17 protein-coding genes are annotated in these 14,540 nt (G+C 43.2%); 5 read left to right on the top strand and 12 right to left on the bottom strand.

From position 1 onward, the window contains the following. Positions 1 to 61: 61 nt before the first annotated feature. The 3 genes from PNC201_RS15000 to PNC201_RS23730 all read left to right on the top strand — a co-directional run bounded on the left by PNC201_RS15000 (position 62) and on the right by PNC201_RS23730 (position 3,306). Positions 62 to 1,030: a PstS family phosphate ABC transporter substrate-binding protein gene (locus PNC201_RS15000; RefSeq protein WP_017216573.1), complete on the top strand. Its 969-nt coding sequence runs from the start codon at positions 62 to 64 to the stop codon at positions 1,028 to 1,030. Between the two features lie 209 nt (positions 1,031 to 1,239). Continuing rightward, the gene (locus PNC201_RS14995; protein ID WP_010607563.1) at positions 1,240 to 2,862 is read left to right on the top strand and encodes a methyl-accepting chemotaxis protein; all 1,623 of its coding nucleotides are present in this window, start codon (positions 1,240 to 1,242) and stop codon (positions 2,860 to 2,862) included. A 183-nt stretch (positions 2,863 to 3,045) separates the two neighbouring features. After that, positions 3,046 to 3,306, top strand: coding sequence for a hypothetical protein (locus PNC201_RS23730; RefSeq protein WP_102057511.1), 261 nt, complete (start codon positions 3,046 to 3,048; stop codon positions 3,304 to 3,306). Here PNC201_RS23730 and PNC201_RS14980 read toward each other — a convergent pair. The 10 genes from PNC201_RS14980 to sfsA form a co-directional block, all read right to left on the bottom strand. After that, positions 3,196 to 3,603 carry a phosphate ABC transporter substrate-binding protein gene (locus tag PNC201_RS14980; RefSeq protein ID WP_102057510.1) on the bottom strand — a complete coding sequence of 136 codons (408 nt, stop codon included), beginning with the start codon at positions 3,601 to 3,603 and terminating at the stop codon, positions 3,196 to 3,198. The genes PNC201_RS23730 and PNC201_RS14980 overlap by 111 nt on opposite strands. Before the next feature lie 11 nt (positions 3,604 to 3,614). Further along, positions 3,615 to 4,808: a porin gene (locus PNC201_RS14975; protein ID WP_102057509.1), complete on the bottom strand. Its 1,194-nt coding sequence runs from the start codon at positions 4,806 to 4,808 to the stop codon at positions 3,615 to 3,617. A gap of 328 nt (positions 4,809 to 5,136) precedes the next feature. Further along, a complete protein-coding gene (locus tag PNC201_RS14970; protein ID WP_010607566.1) occupies positions 5,137 to 5,367 on the bottom strand; it encodes a hypothetical protein in 231 nt (76 codons plus the stop codon). Positions 5,368 to 5,376: 9 nt separating this feature from the next. Next, positions 5,377 to 6,225 (bottom strand): pantoate--beta-alanine ligase, encoded by an 849-nt coding sequence (gene panC / locus PNC201_RS14965; protein ID WP_102057508.1) that lies wholly within the window; start codon positions 6,223 to 6,225, stop codon positions 5,377 to 5,379. Positions 6,226 to 6,310: 85 nt separating this feature from the next. Then, positions 6,311 to 7,105 carry a 3-methyl-2-oxobutanoate hydroxymethyltransferase gene (gene panB / locus PNC201_RS14960; protein WP_102057507.1) on the bottom strand — a complete coding sequence of 265 codons (795 nt, stop codon included), beginning with the start codon at positions 7,103 to 7,105 and terminating at the stop codon, positions 6,311 to 6,313. A 20-nt stretch (positions 7,106 to 7,125) separates the two neighbouring features. Then, on the bottom strand, positions 7,126 to 7,608 hold the full coding sequence (folK, locus tag PNC201_RS14955; protein WP_102057506.1) for a 2-amino-4-hydroxy-6-hydroxymethyldihydropteridine diphosphokinase: 483 nt from the start codon (positions 7,606 to 7,608) through the stop codon (positions 7,126 to 7,128). Further along, entirely contained in the window at positions 7,609 to 8,925 is a 1,317-nt protein-coding gene (gene pcnB, locus PNC201_RS14950) for a polynucleotide adenylyltransferase PcnB (RefSeq protein ID WP_029215927.1), read from the bottom strand. A 173-nt stretch (positions 8,926 to 9,098) separates the two neighbouring features. Further along, on the bottom strand, positions 9,099 to 10,046 hold the full coding sequence (gluQRS, locus tag PNC201_RS14945) for a tRNA glutamyl-Q(34) synthetase GluQRS (RefSeq protein WP_102057505.1): 948 nt from the start codon (positions 10,044 to 10,046) through the stop codon (positions 9,099 to 9,101). 10 nt (positions 10,047 to 10,056) lie between these two features. Further along, positions 10,057 to 10,500, bottom strand: coding sequence for an RNA polymerase-binding protein DksA (dksA, locus tag PNC201_RS14940; RefSeq protein WP_017216564.1), 444 nt, complete (start codon positions 10,498 to 10,500; stop codon positions 10,057 to 10,059). Between the two features lie 174 nt (positions 10,501 to 10,674). Beyond that, positions 10,675 to 11,394 (bottom strand): DNA/RNA nuclease SfsA, encoded by a 720-nt coding sequence (gene sfsA / locus PNC201_RS14935; RefSeq protein ID WP_010607573.1) that lies wholly within the window; start codon positions 11,392 to 11,394, stop codon positions 10,675 to 10,677. A gap of 76 nt (positions 11,395 to 11,470) precedes the next feature. Between sfsA and pepB the strand changes: the two genes are divergently transcribed. After that, positions 11,471 to 12,766 (top strand): aminopeptidase PepB, encoded by a 1,296-nt coding sequence (gene pepB / locus PNC201_RS14930; protein ID WP_102057504.1) that lies wholly within the window; start codon positions 11,471 to 11,473, stop codon positions 12,764 to 12,766. Positions 12,767 to 12,826: 60 nt separating this feature from the next. Here the strand turns inward: pepB and PNC201_RS14925 are convergent, their stop codons facing one another. Further along, positions 12,827 to 13,246 carry a CBS domain-containing protein gene (locus PNC201_RS14925; protein ID WP_010378791.1) on the bottom strand — a complete coding sequence of 140 codons (420 nt, stop codon included), beginning with the start codon at positions 13,244 to 13,246 and terminating at the stop codon, positions 12,827 to 12,829. 137 nt (positions 13,247 to 13,383) lie between these two features. On the opposite strand from PNC201_RS14925, the gene PNC201_RS14920 reads away from it, so the two are divergent. Further along, on the top strand, positions 13,384 to 14,037 hold the full coding sequence (locus PNC201_RS14920) for a DUF2987 domain-containing protein (RefSeq protein WP_102057503.1): 654 nt from the start codon (positions 13,384 to 13,386) through the stop codon (positions 14,035 to 14,037). A gap of 21 nt (positions 14,038 to 14,058) precedes the next feature. Here PNC201_RS14920 and PNC201_RS14915 read toward each other — a convergent pair whose 3' ends face one another. Continuing rightward, on the bottom strand, positions 14,059 to 14,532 hold the full coding sequence (locus PNC201_RS14915; RefSeq protein WP_102057502.1) for a GNAT family N-acetyltransferase: 474 nt from the start codon (positions 14,530 to 14,532) through the stop codon (positions 14,059 to 14,061). Positions 14,533 to 14,540 lie beyond the last annotated feature (8 nt).

Below are 14,540 nucleotides of genomic sequence, written 5' to 3'. Positions count from 1 at the left end.
ATTTTATCGCTGCACAATGAGCTGCGTAAAATAACTGGGACCAACAACTGGAGTGACCCCAATGAAATTTAAAAGCTTAGTTGCCGCAATGGGTGTGGCTATTACTACATTAGTTTCTACTCAAGTATCTGCTTTAGACGAAAAGTTACCAGAGTATAATAAAACCAGCGGTATCTCAGGAAACTTCTCTTCTGTAGGTTCTGATACGCTTGCCAACATGATGACGTTTTGGGCAGAAGAATATAAAAGAATTTACCCTAACGTAAATATCCAAATCCAAGCTGCTGGTTCTTCTACTGCGCCACCTGCACTAACGGAAGCAACGGCAAACTTCGGCCCAATGAGCCGTAAGATGAAATCAAAAGAAATCGAAGCTTTTGAAAAGCGTTATGGTTATAAGCCAACAGAAATCCGCGTAGCAATTGATGCGCTCGCAGTATTTGTACACAAAGATAACCCAATTGAAGGCTTAACAATTGAACAGGTTGATTCAATCTTCTCTTCAACGCGCAAGTGTGGTTCGGCAGCACAGGCAAATCGCTGGAGTGATGTTGGTCTAACGGGTGATTGGGCAGCAAAAGATATTCAGCTTTATGGTCGTAACTCAGTATCTGGTACTTATGGTTACTTCAAGAAAAAAGCACTGTGTAAAGGTGACTTCCGCAATAATGTTAACGAGCAGCCAGGTTCTGCGTCTGTAGTACAGTCTATCTCGTCTTCAGTGAATGCGATTGGTTATTCTGGTATCGGTTATAAAACGTCAGGCGTACGTACCGTACCATTAGCGAAAAAAGGCACGAACTACGTTGATGCAACATTAGAAAATGTGGCACAGGGCAAATACCCACTGTCTCGCTTCCTATATCTATATGTGAACAAGCACCCTAATAAAGAATTAGCACCTATCGAGGCTGAATTCTTGAAGATGGTATTGTCTAAAGAAGGTCAAAAGATTGTTGAGAAAGATGGTTACGTTCCTCTTTCTAGCGAAATGGCGACACGTGAATTGAAAAAGTTAGGTTTACTTTAATCAATTACTCAACCCGCTAATTACTTGTTGTTATTGATGCCGCTCATTGAGCGGCATTTTTTATTTTCACACTTATATGTTCCCAGATTGAATAATTTGTTTAAATCTTCATCCTCAGGCGGCAAAAAAGCTGGAAATATTCTATATTTAGTTAAAATTTATAATAAATCAGTCGATAATGAACTCGTCTTACTTCAAAAGGTGTATATATGAGTCTAGGTACTGCTTTTGCTGATCTTAGTATCACCAAAAAGATCCACGCAATTACGCTCGTTGCGGTTGTCGCTTTTGTGGTTATCGTGTTTGTTAATTACAACGCTATTAGTTCTAACCAAAGGGCCTTAAATGAATTAGAGGAGCAGACATACAAAATTCTTAACCTCGCCACAGAAAACGCAAATAAGCTGCAGAATTTAGATGAGCTATTCACTCAAGCTGTAACCTTCGGGGATGCTGAATTATTAGATAAAGCAAAAGAATATCAACAGCAAATCCAAGCTAACTTGCAAAAAATTGAGTCGGTACAAAGTGGCTTTATGCCCTCAGATAATAGCGATGAACTTACGCAGTACGGCAAAATTGCGCAGCAAATTGCTGGAGGAATGATAGATGGTACAGCTGATTTTTCTCGTATCCAAGAAGATGCCAAAAAGAAAACTGAAATCTACGAAGGCTTAGTCGCAGATTTTACCAAGGCTAAAACGAACGCGAATGATCGTTTTGTTGAATTACTTCAAAATACCGAAGAGCGCTCAGCAAACGCGCTCACGATAATGTTGATTGTGGCCGTTATTTCTTTACTTGTGCTGGTTTTCTTAGCGGTTATGATCGCAAGAGGTATAGGCAACTCGGCTAAGGATGCGGCGCAAAATCTGAAACTATTAGCGCAAGGGCAGGGTTCTTTGTCCACCACGCTCAATGTGCGCTCTCACGATGAAATTGGCCAGGTATCCATAAACTTTAATGAATTTGTCGGGTTACTAAAAGGGGCTGTTGTTGAGGTGATGAGTGTCGTCGAACCTTTGATGAAAGACTCAAGTCGCCTTATTCAGGGGATGGAAAAAGCTGAGGGGGCAACGAATCAACAAACGCATGACGCGGAAGTAGTACGTCAATCTATGGAAGAAATGCGCTTAAGTGTGGGTGATATCTCTCATTCAGCGTCACAAGCTTCTGATGCTGCTCAGCTGGCCGAACAAGAAGTTGAGCAGAGTAAGCGCCAAATTCAGGTGTCAGTTAACGAATCACAAGCGTTAAGTGAAGAAATTAATCACGCAGCAGAGACGATCAATAAGCTAGCTGATGATACACAGAACGTGACGCAAATCTTAAATGTGATCACATCGATTGCAGAGCAAACCAATTTACTTGCCTTGAATGCTGCGATTGAGGCGGCTCGTGCAGGTGAGCAAGGTCGAGGTTTTGCGGTGGTTGCTGATGAAGTCCGCGAATTAGCCTCAAGAACAGCAAAGTCGACCAATGAGATAAGAGAACTTTTAAATGTGCTAACAGAAGCAGCAAATCAAGCGGTGAAAGCAATGACAAGTGCAAGCAGTATGGCAATTAATAATGCTGAAGCTGCTGCACAAACTGGGCAGTCGATTGAGCAGATAGCAGCACAAATCTTGTCAATTAATAGCATGAATGGCCAAATTGCTGCGGCAACGGAGGAGCAGACCTCGGTAGCCGCTATGGTAGTAAACAATGTGACATCTATGCACCAGTCTTTCCAAGACACAATGCAAGCGTTGAATGAAGTACAAGACGTTGCTGAGAATCTCCATGTATTGTCCGACAACTTGAAAGATGCAACCTCAAAATTTAGAGTCTAATGCTTTAATTTTTAAACGATAAATAAAAACAGCCACATTAAGTGGCTGTTTTTATTTGATGAGGAATATTAGGGCCTGTTTATCTTTCAAGTTTGCTTTTGCAGCAGTTTGATTGGTATTTATACAAGGCAGAGCCTGCGTAGCATAGTCATTCTATGTGAGTCAGGCGAGAACACAGTAGAAATGCCAATCAAGCGCTGCCCTTTGGGTTCACCTGAGTGCGCTTTGTTCATTGTTGCTCAACTTTTGCCTAGATCACTAGGCGGCAAGTCGAGCGTCGCGACCAAAACCCACTCAGAAGAACAAAAATCAAACAGCAAAGGTCAACAGGCCCTAGTATTTACCAATCACTTTGACGGCACCGGTTACTTTAGTTGCATCAATATAACCAATTGCGTCTGCATTGCTCGAAACAAAATCGATTACCGCTTGATCGCTATCTAGCTTCTTCGGAGGTGTTCCCTTACCGGTGAATACTAATTTAGACCAATGGGCATTTAGCTGAGAGCTAGATTTACCAATCACTTTGTCGTTAAACTCGTCAAATACCGCGTTACCATCCTGATTCACAGGGGTCGCACTACTACCATCGGCAAATGATTTGCTTTTGCCAAGGAATAATTTTTTGATAGTACCATCATCTACAGTAGATGCATTTGCTGAGTTCACGATAACAGCAACATCTGCTAAAACTGCCTGACTGGCTAATAGTAGCCCTAAGGTCATTATTTTTTTAATCATATTAACCTCCGTTAGAATACTAAATCGATACCGAAGCTCAACAGTTCAACTTTTTGATCTGTTAGCGTGTTATCGAATTGGTTTAGTTCAATCTTGAATGCTGCTGACGGATGGAAGTCATAACGTGCACCAATACTCCACGTTTCTGATTCTGCACGAGCGCCTGCAAGCGCACCATTAACAAGTGTTCTTAAATAAGGTGCATTTGGATTGGTTGGATCGGTCGTGACAGGAATGGTTACACCATTTGGAGCGGTGATGGTGAGTGGGACAGAGTTAAACTCGTCGTTGTCATTCTTATCTTCATTGTGTTCGTAGGTTAGGTGGACTGTCCATGCATCAATACGGTAACCGAGGGAAGCGTAATACTGCTGTTGTTTAGCAAGTATGCTGTTATCCACTTCAAACTGAGTGTATTCTGCATCGAACAAGATATCGTTGTAGTCGATAGCAATACCAATCGCGGCAAAGTAAGCATCATCTTTATCGACAGCAATATCATCCGCTTGTTGCGTTAGCCCGTAGCCAGTTAACCCTGCCAATAATCCCGATAGTTCAGGGCTATTAGCTGCGCTAATGCTCGCTTCGGTAGCAAAGTAGGCCGCACGCGCACTGAACCAATCTCTGCTTAGTGTCCAGTTAATACCTACCGTGTTATTTAACTCAGCTTCATCTGAGTAGGTAATAGCAACAATGTCGTCATCTACGCTGCCTAAAGCTAGCTGTACAGTGCTTTCCCACTCCCCTAATGTCGAGTTATGGATATAACTCAATCCGTTATAGGTGCTAAAGCTTAGGTTATATACAGATTGAGGTGGTTTAACCCAGCGGTATGCATAGCCCACATCTAAAAAGTCAGAATAGCGATAGAATGGTATACGCATTTTACCTGCGCTTATCTGCGAAGAATCTGAAATCGCATAAGTTAAGTATGCCCATTCAAACTCGGCATCAAAGTCATTCTGGCCACGACCTACGATCTGTGCTGTGGCAGTTAGACTTTCTTGTAGATCGGCGGACAGCTGTAAAGCAAATAAGCTACGATTTTCCATATCAAAATCATTATCATAGCCATATAGTGTGTCGTCACTATCTAGCGTTTGACCACCAATAATGGAAGCAAAACCATTAATTCTGATCTCAGCGGCACTTTGAAAACTCACTGTCCCAAGCGCTATCGCTAATGCAATTGCAGATTTTTTCATATTGATTCCCATTTTCTTTGCAAAGAGTCGTGTCTGTAACACGCATTAAAAGCACTGATACTGAGCTCAACAGTCGTGTTACTTTTGTCTTAGAGATTAGAATAAAAACCAGAAATAACAAGTTATTAAGGAAAGTTAGTGCTTACAACCTGCATTGTTTAGTAAATCAAGCCTTAAGCCAGCTAAGTTGGTGTTGTATGTCTATCTCATCAGACCAGTTTATTGTATCGCAAAATATTCTAAAAAGGTGAATAAAAAATAACTGCTGGAGTCAGAAGGTATTTGTATTTAAAAGAATAAAGGGGATTTTTTGCTAAAAAAGAGCAAACTATCGTTTGCTCTCGGTAATTTTTTCAGCCTGTACTTTACAGGCATTATACTGCTCAATACATTTATCAGTGCATATCTGTAACGACATTGTCTCTGGTGTGTTTTGCATCTCACAGTTGCGCTCGCATTGATAATTCTGTTGTGCACATTGATTCAACTCAGGTGAGATAGAGTTACTACACCCCAGTAGGGTGGTAGAAAGTACTAACAAGGCGAACGCAATTTTCATTATTATTCCTTAGACTGTGACTTGAATATTATCAATCAGTCTGACTTTACCGAGAAAAGCTGCGGCAAGAATGACGAGTTGACTATCCTCGAGTGTAGCAGGTTTCAAGCTATCTTTTTGACAAATGTTAAAATAATCCAACTTTAAACCTGCATTATGCAGCATTTCTGTTGCATTTTTTGTTACCTTCGAAAAATCTTTTTCGCCGTTTTCTAAAGCGCCAGCTGCTGCTTTTAGTGCTTGAAAAAGTACTTTAGCAGTATCTTTTTCTGATTCAGAGAGGTAGCCATTACGTGAGCTCATCGCCAGTCCAGAAACTTCTCTTTGAGTCGCAACACCAATCACTTCAACAGGCATAGACAGGTCTTTCACCATTGTTTTGATAACCTGTAACTGTTGAAAGTCTTTTTCACCAAAGCAGGCAAAATCAGGTTGTACTAAGTTAAACAGTTTAGTGACAACCGTTGCAACGCCACGAAAGTGTCCTGGGCGTGTGCCACCACAATGTCCTTCTGATACTCCTGGTACATCAACAAAACTTTGCGCATTTAGGCCGTTAGGATATATGGTCTCAACGGTAGGCGTAAACACAATATCAGTTTCTAGTTCTGCAAGGCCTTGCTTGTCTTGCTCAAGCGTACGTGGATAGCTGTCGAGGTCTTCGTTCGCACCAAATTGCATTGGATTTACAAAGATACTGACAACGACTTTATCCGCTAGGGTTTTTGCTTTTTCTACTAAGGAAAAATGACCACGGTGAAGGTTGCCCATCGTTGGTACGAAGGCAATGCTCAACCCTTGTTGGCGCCAAGCTTTAATCTGGCTTCGTAACGATTTAATCTCAGTAACTGATTGCATGTTGTACTCTAACTCAATAATAACAATACCAACCCAAACAAAACGCTTGGATCAGACTCAGCGATAAGCATCGCTCATCGCAAATTTAATTAAATTCGTGATCAGGCCCCGGGAACTCACCTGATTGCACGTCTGCACAAAACTTTTTCACCGCATCTGGCATGTTGCCAGTTTCTAGCAGGAAGTTCTTAGAAAACTTAGGAATATAGCCTGCAGAAATACCAACCAAGTCATGCATAACCAAAATTTGTCCATCGGTGTCTTTACCCGCGCCAATACCAATGACTGGAATTGTCACTGCGTCGGTAATGCGTTTAGCCAGTGCTGAAGGCACGCATTCAATCACAATCATTTGTGCACCAGCACGTTCTAACGCTTGTGCATCGGCTATCATTTTTTGCGCTTGTGCTTCTTCACGACCTTGAATTTTAAAGCCGCCAAACACGTGCACTGATTGTGGGGTTAAACCTAAATGACCACAAACTGGGATCCCTTGCTGAGTAAGCAGTGCAATGCTGTCGTAAAGCCATTCACCACCTTCAAGCTTAACCATATTAGCACCAGAGCGCATCAAGGTAGCTGCATTCTGACAGGCTGACTGCGGATCTGAATAGCTCATAAAAGGCATATCGGCGATAACGAATAGCTCTTTACTACCAGCTCTGACACAACGGGTGTGATAGGCAATGTCATCCGTGGTAACGGCTAAAGTGTCTTCACCACCTTGTAAAACCATACCCAGAGAATCACCCACTAAGATGACATCTACGCCATTGTCGTGAAATAACTTTGCAAAACTTGCATCGTATGCGGTGAGGGCTGTTATTTTTGTTCCTTCACGCTTCATTTTGGCAAGTGTTGAGACGGAAATTTTTGCCATGGTAAACCCCTTGGATTGGTTTATTTGAGGATTGCTAATCCGTTAAGTGGTAACTTTTGTGTTAAAGAGCTAAGCTCAGAGCCATCAGGTAATTTGAGTTCTGGCGCTATCTCTAATAGTGGATAGACGACAAATTCTCTTTCTTTCAAGCCGTAATGCGGCACCGTCAGTCTATCACTGTTAATGGTGTCGGTATTAAAAAGCAGTATATCCAAATCGAGCGTGCGCGGTCCCCAGCGCTCAGCTTTGCGTGCACGACCATGTTCAAGCTCTATTTGTTGCAACACATCGAGTAAAGATGCTGCTGTTAATGATGTCGCTAGTTTTGCTACGGCATTCACATAATCAGGTTGATCTTGAGGGCCCATAGGTTTTGAGCCATACAGGCTAGAGTGCTGGACAAGCGAGAGGTCTGGATGGGCGGCGAGCACATCGAGTGCTCGCTGTATTTGTGCCATCGGTTCGGATAGGTTTGCACCCAATCCAATGTACGCAATATTCATTTAATCTTCTTTCGGTTTTCTTTTTGGCTTACGTCTATTGTAACGACGCTTAGGTTTGCTTTGGTTACCTAAGTTGCGCACCATGTCTTTTTGGCCGGTGACGTCATTCTTGAGGTAGTCAGTCCACCAAGCTGCAAGTTCTTCTTGCTCTTGCTCACCACTTTCAACACGCAATAATAGGAAATCATATGCGGCTTTAAATCTCGGCTGCAAGCTTAGGCGGTATGCACGCTGGCCTGAACGTTTATCTAGGCGTTGTTGAATATGCCAGATATCTCGGGCACCTAAAGTAAAGCGTTTAGGCACTGCAACGTGTTTAGCATTTTCAGCAAGGACGTGATTAATGGCTTGCATAAAGGCATCATATTCATTCATACCTTCGGCCGCGAGCGCTTCGCTTTTAGCTAAAATAGGGAACCATAAAAGTGCTGCATAGATAAATGCAGGGGTTACTTTTTTATCCGCGTTGATACGGCTATCCGTATTGGCAAACATTTGCTGAATAAAGCGACGTTCAAAGTCATTATCAGGCTGTGCTAGGATTTTATCTAACGCCGGGAATAATTGTGCAAACAAGCCGTATTCACGCATCTGAAGAAAGTTTTCTTCCGCTTTACCATTTAAAAATAGCTTTAGTGTTTCTTCGAACAAGCGTGCAGCTGGGATATGCCCAAGTAACGGCGCTAATGCTTTAATCGGAGTGCGGGTCGGCGTAGCAATCTCCATATCCAGTTTGGTTGCAAAGCGGATAGCTCTCAGCATACGTACCGGATCTTCGCGATAGCGAGTTTCAGGATCGCCAATCAGCTCAATTTTACGCGCTTTAATGTCAGCAACACCACCGGCAAAGTCGCGTAAAGTAAAGTCATTGATCGAATAATATAGCGCATTGATAGTAAAGTCGCGGCGCTCGGCGTCTTCTTCAATACTGCCGTAGACATTGTCGCGTAATAGCTGCCCGTGTTCGCTGGCTTGACTTGTCGTGGCACAAGAGTCATCACTTTGATGATGGCCACGCATGGTGGCAACTTCAATAATTTCCCGTCCAAAAACAATGTGCGCAAGGCGGAAGCGACGACCTATTAAGCGACAGTTACGGAAGAGCTTTTTGATTTGTTCAGGTGTCGCATTGGTAACGACATCAAAGTCTTTAGGCTCTATTCCTAGCATGATATCGCGGATACAACCACCAACTAGGTAGGCATCATAGCCACCGTCTTTTAAGCGATAGAGCACTTTGATAGCGTTAGGGCTAAATTGTTTACGAGATATACCATGCTCGCTGCGAGGAATTATCGCAGGTGTCGGGCTGGCCATTTTCACCGTCTCATCGCCTTTTCCAGTTACAAACTGGCGGCAAAAGTTTACAAGCTTGGAAATAATAACTCGTCTCCTGAGCAATCAAGTTTTCTATTCTAGTCGTTGTGAACCACTGCTTTTGTCTTAAAACAGGTCGCATTTAAGGCTCGCTATCATATACTCAAATGAGACTAAATTGAAGTACTTGAAAACAGTGGGCGAAAAGCAAAATCGCCATTTTCTAGAGAGTCTAGTTGAATTTCTTGTACTTTAGGAACGCGATCTAGACTAAAAATGTCAATAGCGTGAGCCAGTAATGCCTCAATATCTTGATAATTATGGAGAGAATCAACTGGCACATACAAATAACGCAGCGCGGCATAAAGGGTTGGTAACGGGTTGCGGTTATCAATAGCTGGAGCATGATTCTGCTTAGATAACTTATATCCGGGCTCTGCGACAGCCAGTGGTACGTGAGCGTACTTAGGTGATGGCCGATTGAGTTGTCGAAATAAACTAATTTGTCTTGCTGTGGGTTCTAGCAGGTCGGCACCACGCACGATATGACTAATCTTTTGCTCTATGTCGTCAACGACCACCACCAATTGATAAGCAAATAAGCCGTCGCGGCGTTTAACGATGTAATCTTCATGCGCAATTGCAGGGGGAATGACAACCGTGCCTTGTATTGCATCATTAAATTCAGTAACTGGACAGCGCTGCTGTAGGCGCAAAGCGTTATCTTGCCAACTTAGCGCTAAAGCTCGGCAATGATTGTTATAAAACCCACCCATTGCTTTAATTTGCCTTCTAGTACATTGACACGCATACACAAGGGAGTCTGATTTTAGTGTCGTCAAATAGGCTTGGTATAGGGCATGGCGCTGCGATTGATAGACAACGTCTTCATCCCAGTAAAGGCCATATGCTTCAAGAGTGGTTAATATATTGTCGGCAGCACCCGCAACTACACGCGGTGTGTCTATATCTTCGATGCGAACGAGCCATTTACCTTGATTGACTTTTGCATCTAAATAGCTACTCAGGGCGGCCACAAGAGAGCCGAAATGAAGCGGTCCGGAAGGCGAGGGAGCAAATCGACCGCGATAGCTCCCAGTTTGCTTTAAGCTTGGGGACACAGGGCTGAGATTATCCTCTGCCTTGTTGTTTTTCTTTGATTTCTGCGAGAGATTTACAATCAACACAAAGATCAGCTGTTGGACGCGCTTCTAAACGGCGAATGCCGATTTCAATACCGCACGACTCACAAAAGCCGAAGTCATCATCTTCGATAAGTTGAAGTGTTTTCTCAATTTTCTTGATTAGCTTACGCTCGCGGTCGCGAGTACGCAGTTCAAGAGAAAACTCTTCTTCTTGCGCTGCACGGTCCACAGGATCAGGAAAGTTTGCCGCTTCGTCTTGCATGTGTGTCTTAGTACGATCTACTTCATTACGTAGATCGGCACGCCATGCTTCTAATATCGCTTTGAAATGAGCACGTTGTGCTTCATTCATGTATTCTTCGCCTGGCTTTTCTTGATAAGGTTCTACACCGGCTTGAGCCAATAACCCTAGTTTTTTCTGGTCTGGCATACCATTCTCCTAAATCCTTAATACATAACCCCAGCTTTCGCCGGCGGGTATAAATAGCAAAATCTTTACCCCTTAGCAAACACTTTTTTACTGCAAATGTCAGCCACTTTTTTCAATGTTTAACTATTTGGGGGAGAAAACTATCACGGCTATATGTGGGCAGCATGAAAAAAGTCAAGCGTAATCAAAAGGAATTTCTTCAATTAATTGTACTTGGTTGTCGTCAATATGCGCTCGGTAAGCAATGATTTCTACCCCATGAGAAATTGCTTCTTTTACTAACGCTGCATATTTTTGATCGATATGGCTGGCTGGTTTGACACAATTTATCCCTGTATGGAGCGCGGCAAACAGTAACACCGCACGATGACCTTGCTGTTTAATGTGGATTAATTCTCTAAGATGTTTTTGACCTCTTAAGGTTTCTGCATCAGGGAAAAAACCTTGCTGTTGCTCGAGCAAAGTCACCGACTTTACTTCAACGTAGCAGAATTGCGAGGATTGTCCATTTTCGAGGTCGCTCAACAAAATATCAATTCGGCTATTTTCAGCCCCGTATTTCACCTCAGTTTGAAGTGTTTTGTAGCCTTGCAGTTGCGTTATTCTTCCTTGCTCTATGGCCTCAACAGACACTTTATTGGCCACCGCTGTATTTACACAAATAAAATGACCATCATTATCTTGCGTCAGCTCCAACGAATGAATGTACTTTCGTTTAGGGTTATCGCTGGTGGAGTAATAGGCCGTAAATCCCGGGTCAGCACAATTGGTCATTCTACCAGTATTGGCGCAGTGTACGGTGAATTCGTCACCACTTGGGGCGCGTAAATCGACAAGAAAGCGTTTATATCGTTTGAGCAAGGTTGCTTGTTGTAATTGCCTAGAAAACTTCATTGGTCGCTTTAGGTTGGGTGTATTTAGTGGCTAGTGTACACTTAACCACACTTACAAGCACAAGAGTGAAAAGAGAATGTCAGAGAAATTTATTGTACGACTGAGTGAAGACGCAAAACCAGAGTATTTATCTGCTGGTGCTGCATTGTCGTTTGAAAAGGACGGTGCTTTTATCCATTTACAACAAGACGAAACGCTGAAGAATATTCAAAAGGCGGCTCGTAGCATCGCACAACAAGGGATTAAACAAGTTCATCTAGAAGGTGGCTTGTGGTGTACTGAATCTCAATGGGCTTTTTATCAAGGTTTTGTGTCACCAAAAGCATTAGATGGTGTGGTGTTTGTTGACAACGACCAGTCAAGTCTTAACGAACTTGATGCACTAAAAGCGTCGGCAACATGGATGCGTCAGATGATCAACGGGACGGCCGAAGATATTTATCCTGAAAGCCTTGCTGGAAAAGCGGCTGAGTTTATTCAGTCATTGGCACCTGAGCATGTTAGCTATCAAATCATTAAAGGCGACGCGCTGTTAGAGCAGCAATGGATTGGTATCCACGAAGTGGGACGCGGCAGTGAGCGTCCTCCTGTGTTGCTTGAGCTTGACTACAACCCAACAGGTAATGATGACGCACCAGTTAGCGCAGCACTTGTGGGTAAAGGGATCACGTTTGACTCAGGTGGCTACTCGATTAAGCCAAGCGAAGGCATGCTTACGATGAAGTGTGATATGGGCGGTGCGGCAACAGTAACGGCTGGTTTAGCGCTGGCTATTCAACGTGGTTTTGACCGTCGTGTTAAGTTGTTCCTATGTTGTGCTGAGAACCTTATCTCAGGCCATGCCTATAAGTTAGGTGATATTCTTACCTACAAAAATGGTACCACAGTTGAAATCGTAAATACCGATGCAGAGGGTCGCTTGGTGCTTGCTGATGGCTTGATGGCTGCCGGTGAAACAGGCGCAGAGCTTATCATTGATGCTGCGACATTAACGGGCGCCGCGCTCGTTGCTGTAGGCCAAGAGTACAATGCGTTATTTGGTTTAGACAAAACACTTGTCGGTGATGTACAGCAGTTCGCGAGTGACGAATTTGAAGCCGCGTGGCCATTGCCTCTAGAAAAGTGGCACCAAAATAACTGTCCATCGCCTTATGCGGATACAGCTAACAGCCGAGCGCAAAAAGGTGGCGGCTTTGGTGGTGCATCAAATGCAGCGGGTTTCCTGTCTCGCTTTGTACCAAACGAAGGTCAAGGTTGGGTGCATATCGACCTTGCGGCTTCTTTCCAAAATAGCGCTAGTGGTCAATGGGCCGCAGGTGCAACGACCTTAGGCATGAGAACCGTAGCGAGAACGCTTCAAGAAAAAGCGTAATCATGCAGTTAGCTGAGTGTATTCCGCGAGACAGTGGAATACACTCGCTTGTTACCACGTTTAAGACAAGAGTGCAGCAGCGAGTCGCACAAAGTCTGATGAAGTCAGTATTCCAACCAATTTGTTTTGCTCGTCTACCACAGGCATACAGCCATGGCGATTATCGACAAAAAAGCGCACCACATCTTGTAGTGATTGGCTTGGGCGCACGCTCGCAAAATCGGTCGCCATAATATCTTGTACTTTTGTTTGCTTTTCTTTTCTGGCAAGCGCATTTGCGCCATAGGTTGCCATTATTCCCATTACCTTGGCGATCATAATCTTTTGCGTGAGCATACCAACTAAGGCTCCTGCTTCGTCAATCACTGGAATGTGACGAACATTTTTTTCTTTCATTAAATTGTGCGCATCTTGCAAGGTATTTTCAGCAATCACTGCGAACGGATCTGGGGTCATTAAATCAGCTACGGTTTGGGTCATCTGCTACTCCTTTTCACTCCATATGCTTATGTTGAGTTTAGCTTGATCTATTTGGCATGTATGGAATTGAGATCAAGTTTTGAACTATTTCTCGAAGAGCTCCTCTTATGAAGACAACAATAAGAAAGGATAACCCAATGAAAAAGTTACTGATGTTAGGTGCTGTTGCGAGCTTACTTTGCAACTCTGTTTTCGCCGCTGAGCGAAGTGTTGAATATGGTGAGATTAATCAAATTCTAGATTTAATCGCCAACAAAGCGCAGTCGCAATATATCTTGTCTAAATTTACAGTGGAAGTGAAGCAGCCTGATATCGCGCTTGAGGATGTTAAACTTTGGCTGGAGCAAGATGACAAGATCATTGCCAACGGTATCATAGACAAAGACGGCAATATTGATTTACCTATTCTCCCGCAGTCTCGTGCAGATCAAGTTAATTTAGTGATCAATCAAGAAAAAGGTGCCGTTGCGATTCTGGTCAATACCGATATAGCGCCGTTGACTAAGCAGCAGGTTATGTATCGCGATTTGTTTATTCTTTTAGAGGATATGGACGCTTTTGTTGAGTTGATGGCAGGTAGCTTGTCTTGGTTTGCTCCAAGCTTTGATGAACTAGAGTTTACATTTACCGAGCCTGCATCAATTCAGTTTGTGGATGCCAAGGGTAAAACCCAAAAGTTTGTGACGGATGATGAATTTAAGATCCAAATCCCTAATAAGAAAAAGTGGATGAAGCAAAATCCATCCTTGCAATTTAGTGCCTTACCCACGCGGTTTGCGCCCATAGATTAGGGAAGAAAGTTCGTATGCCTGCTAGCAGGCAGGCATACTCTTTTCCATCAGGTAATTAGTTAACACTTCGCCACGAACCTTCACTTGTTGTTCCTTTATCACTTGGAAACCAAAATATTCAAAGAAAGGTTTAGCCGTTTTACTAACATGGGAAAATAAGCGCGTTGTGTTGGTTATTTTGCTGTGTTCTAAGAGTGCGAGCATAAGTGCTTTACCTATGCCTTGGCCTTGATGTTCTGCATGGCAAAAAAAGTGATCAATAAGACCGTCAGCTTGGATATCGGCAAAGCCAACAATTTTACCATTTAGTACGGCGACAAGGGGCTGATTGCTCCTTAATCGGTCTTGCCAGCTTTTATCGACAACGTCGCTATGTGCCCATGCATTAACTTGGCTATTGGAGTAATGCTGTATATTTACCGAGCGTATTGTGTCAAACATAAGCTTGCGTAACACTGCTTCTTCGCCGCTTTGAAATTGTCTGATGATAATCATTGCTAATC

It is taken from the genome of Pseudoalteromonas sp. NC201 (genome assembly GCF_002850255.1).
GTDB lineage: Bacteria > Pseudomonadota > Gammaproteobacteria > Enterobacterales > Alteromonadaceae > Pseudoalteromonas.
Note: the sequence above shows the minus strand (reverse complement) of the source record. Positions and strands in the feature narration are given on the sequence as shown.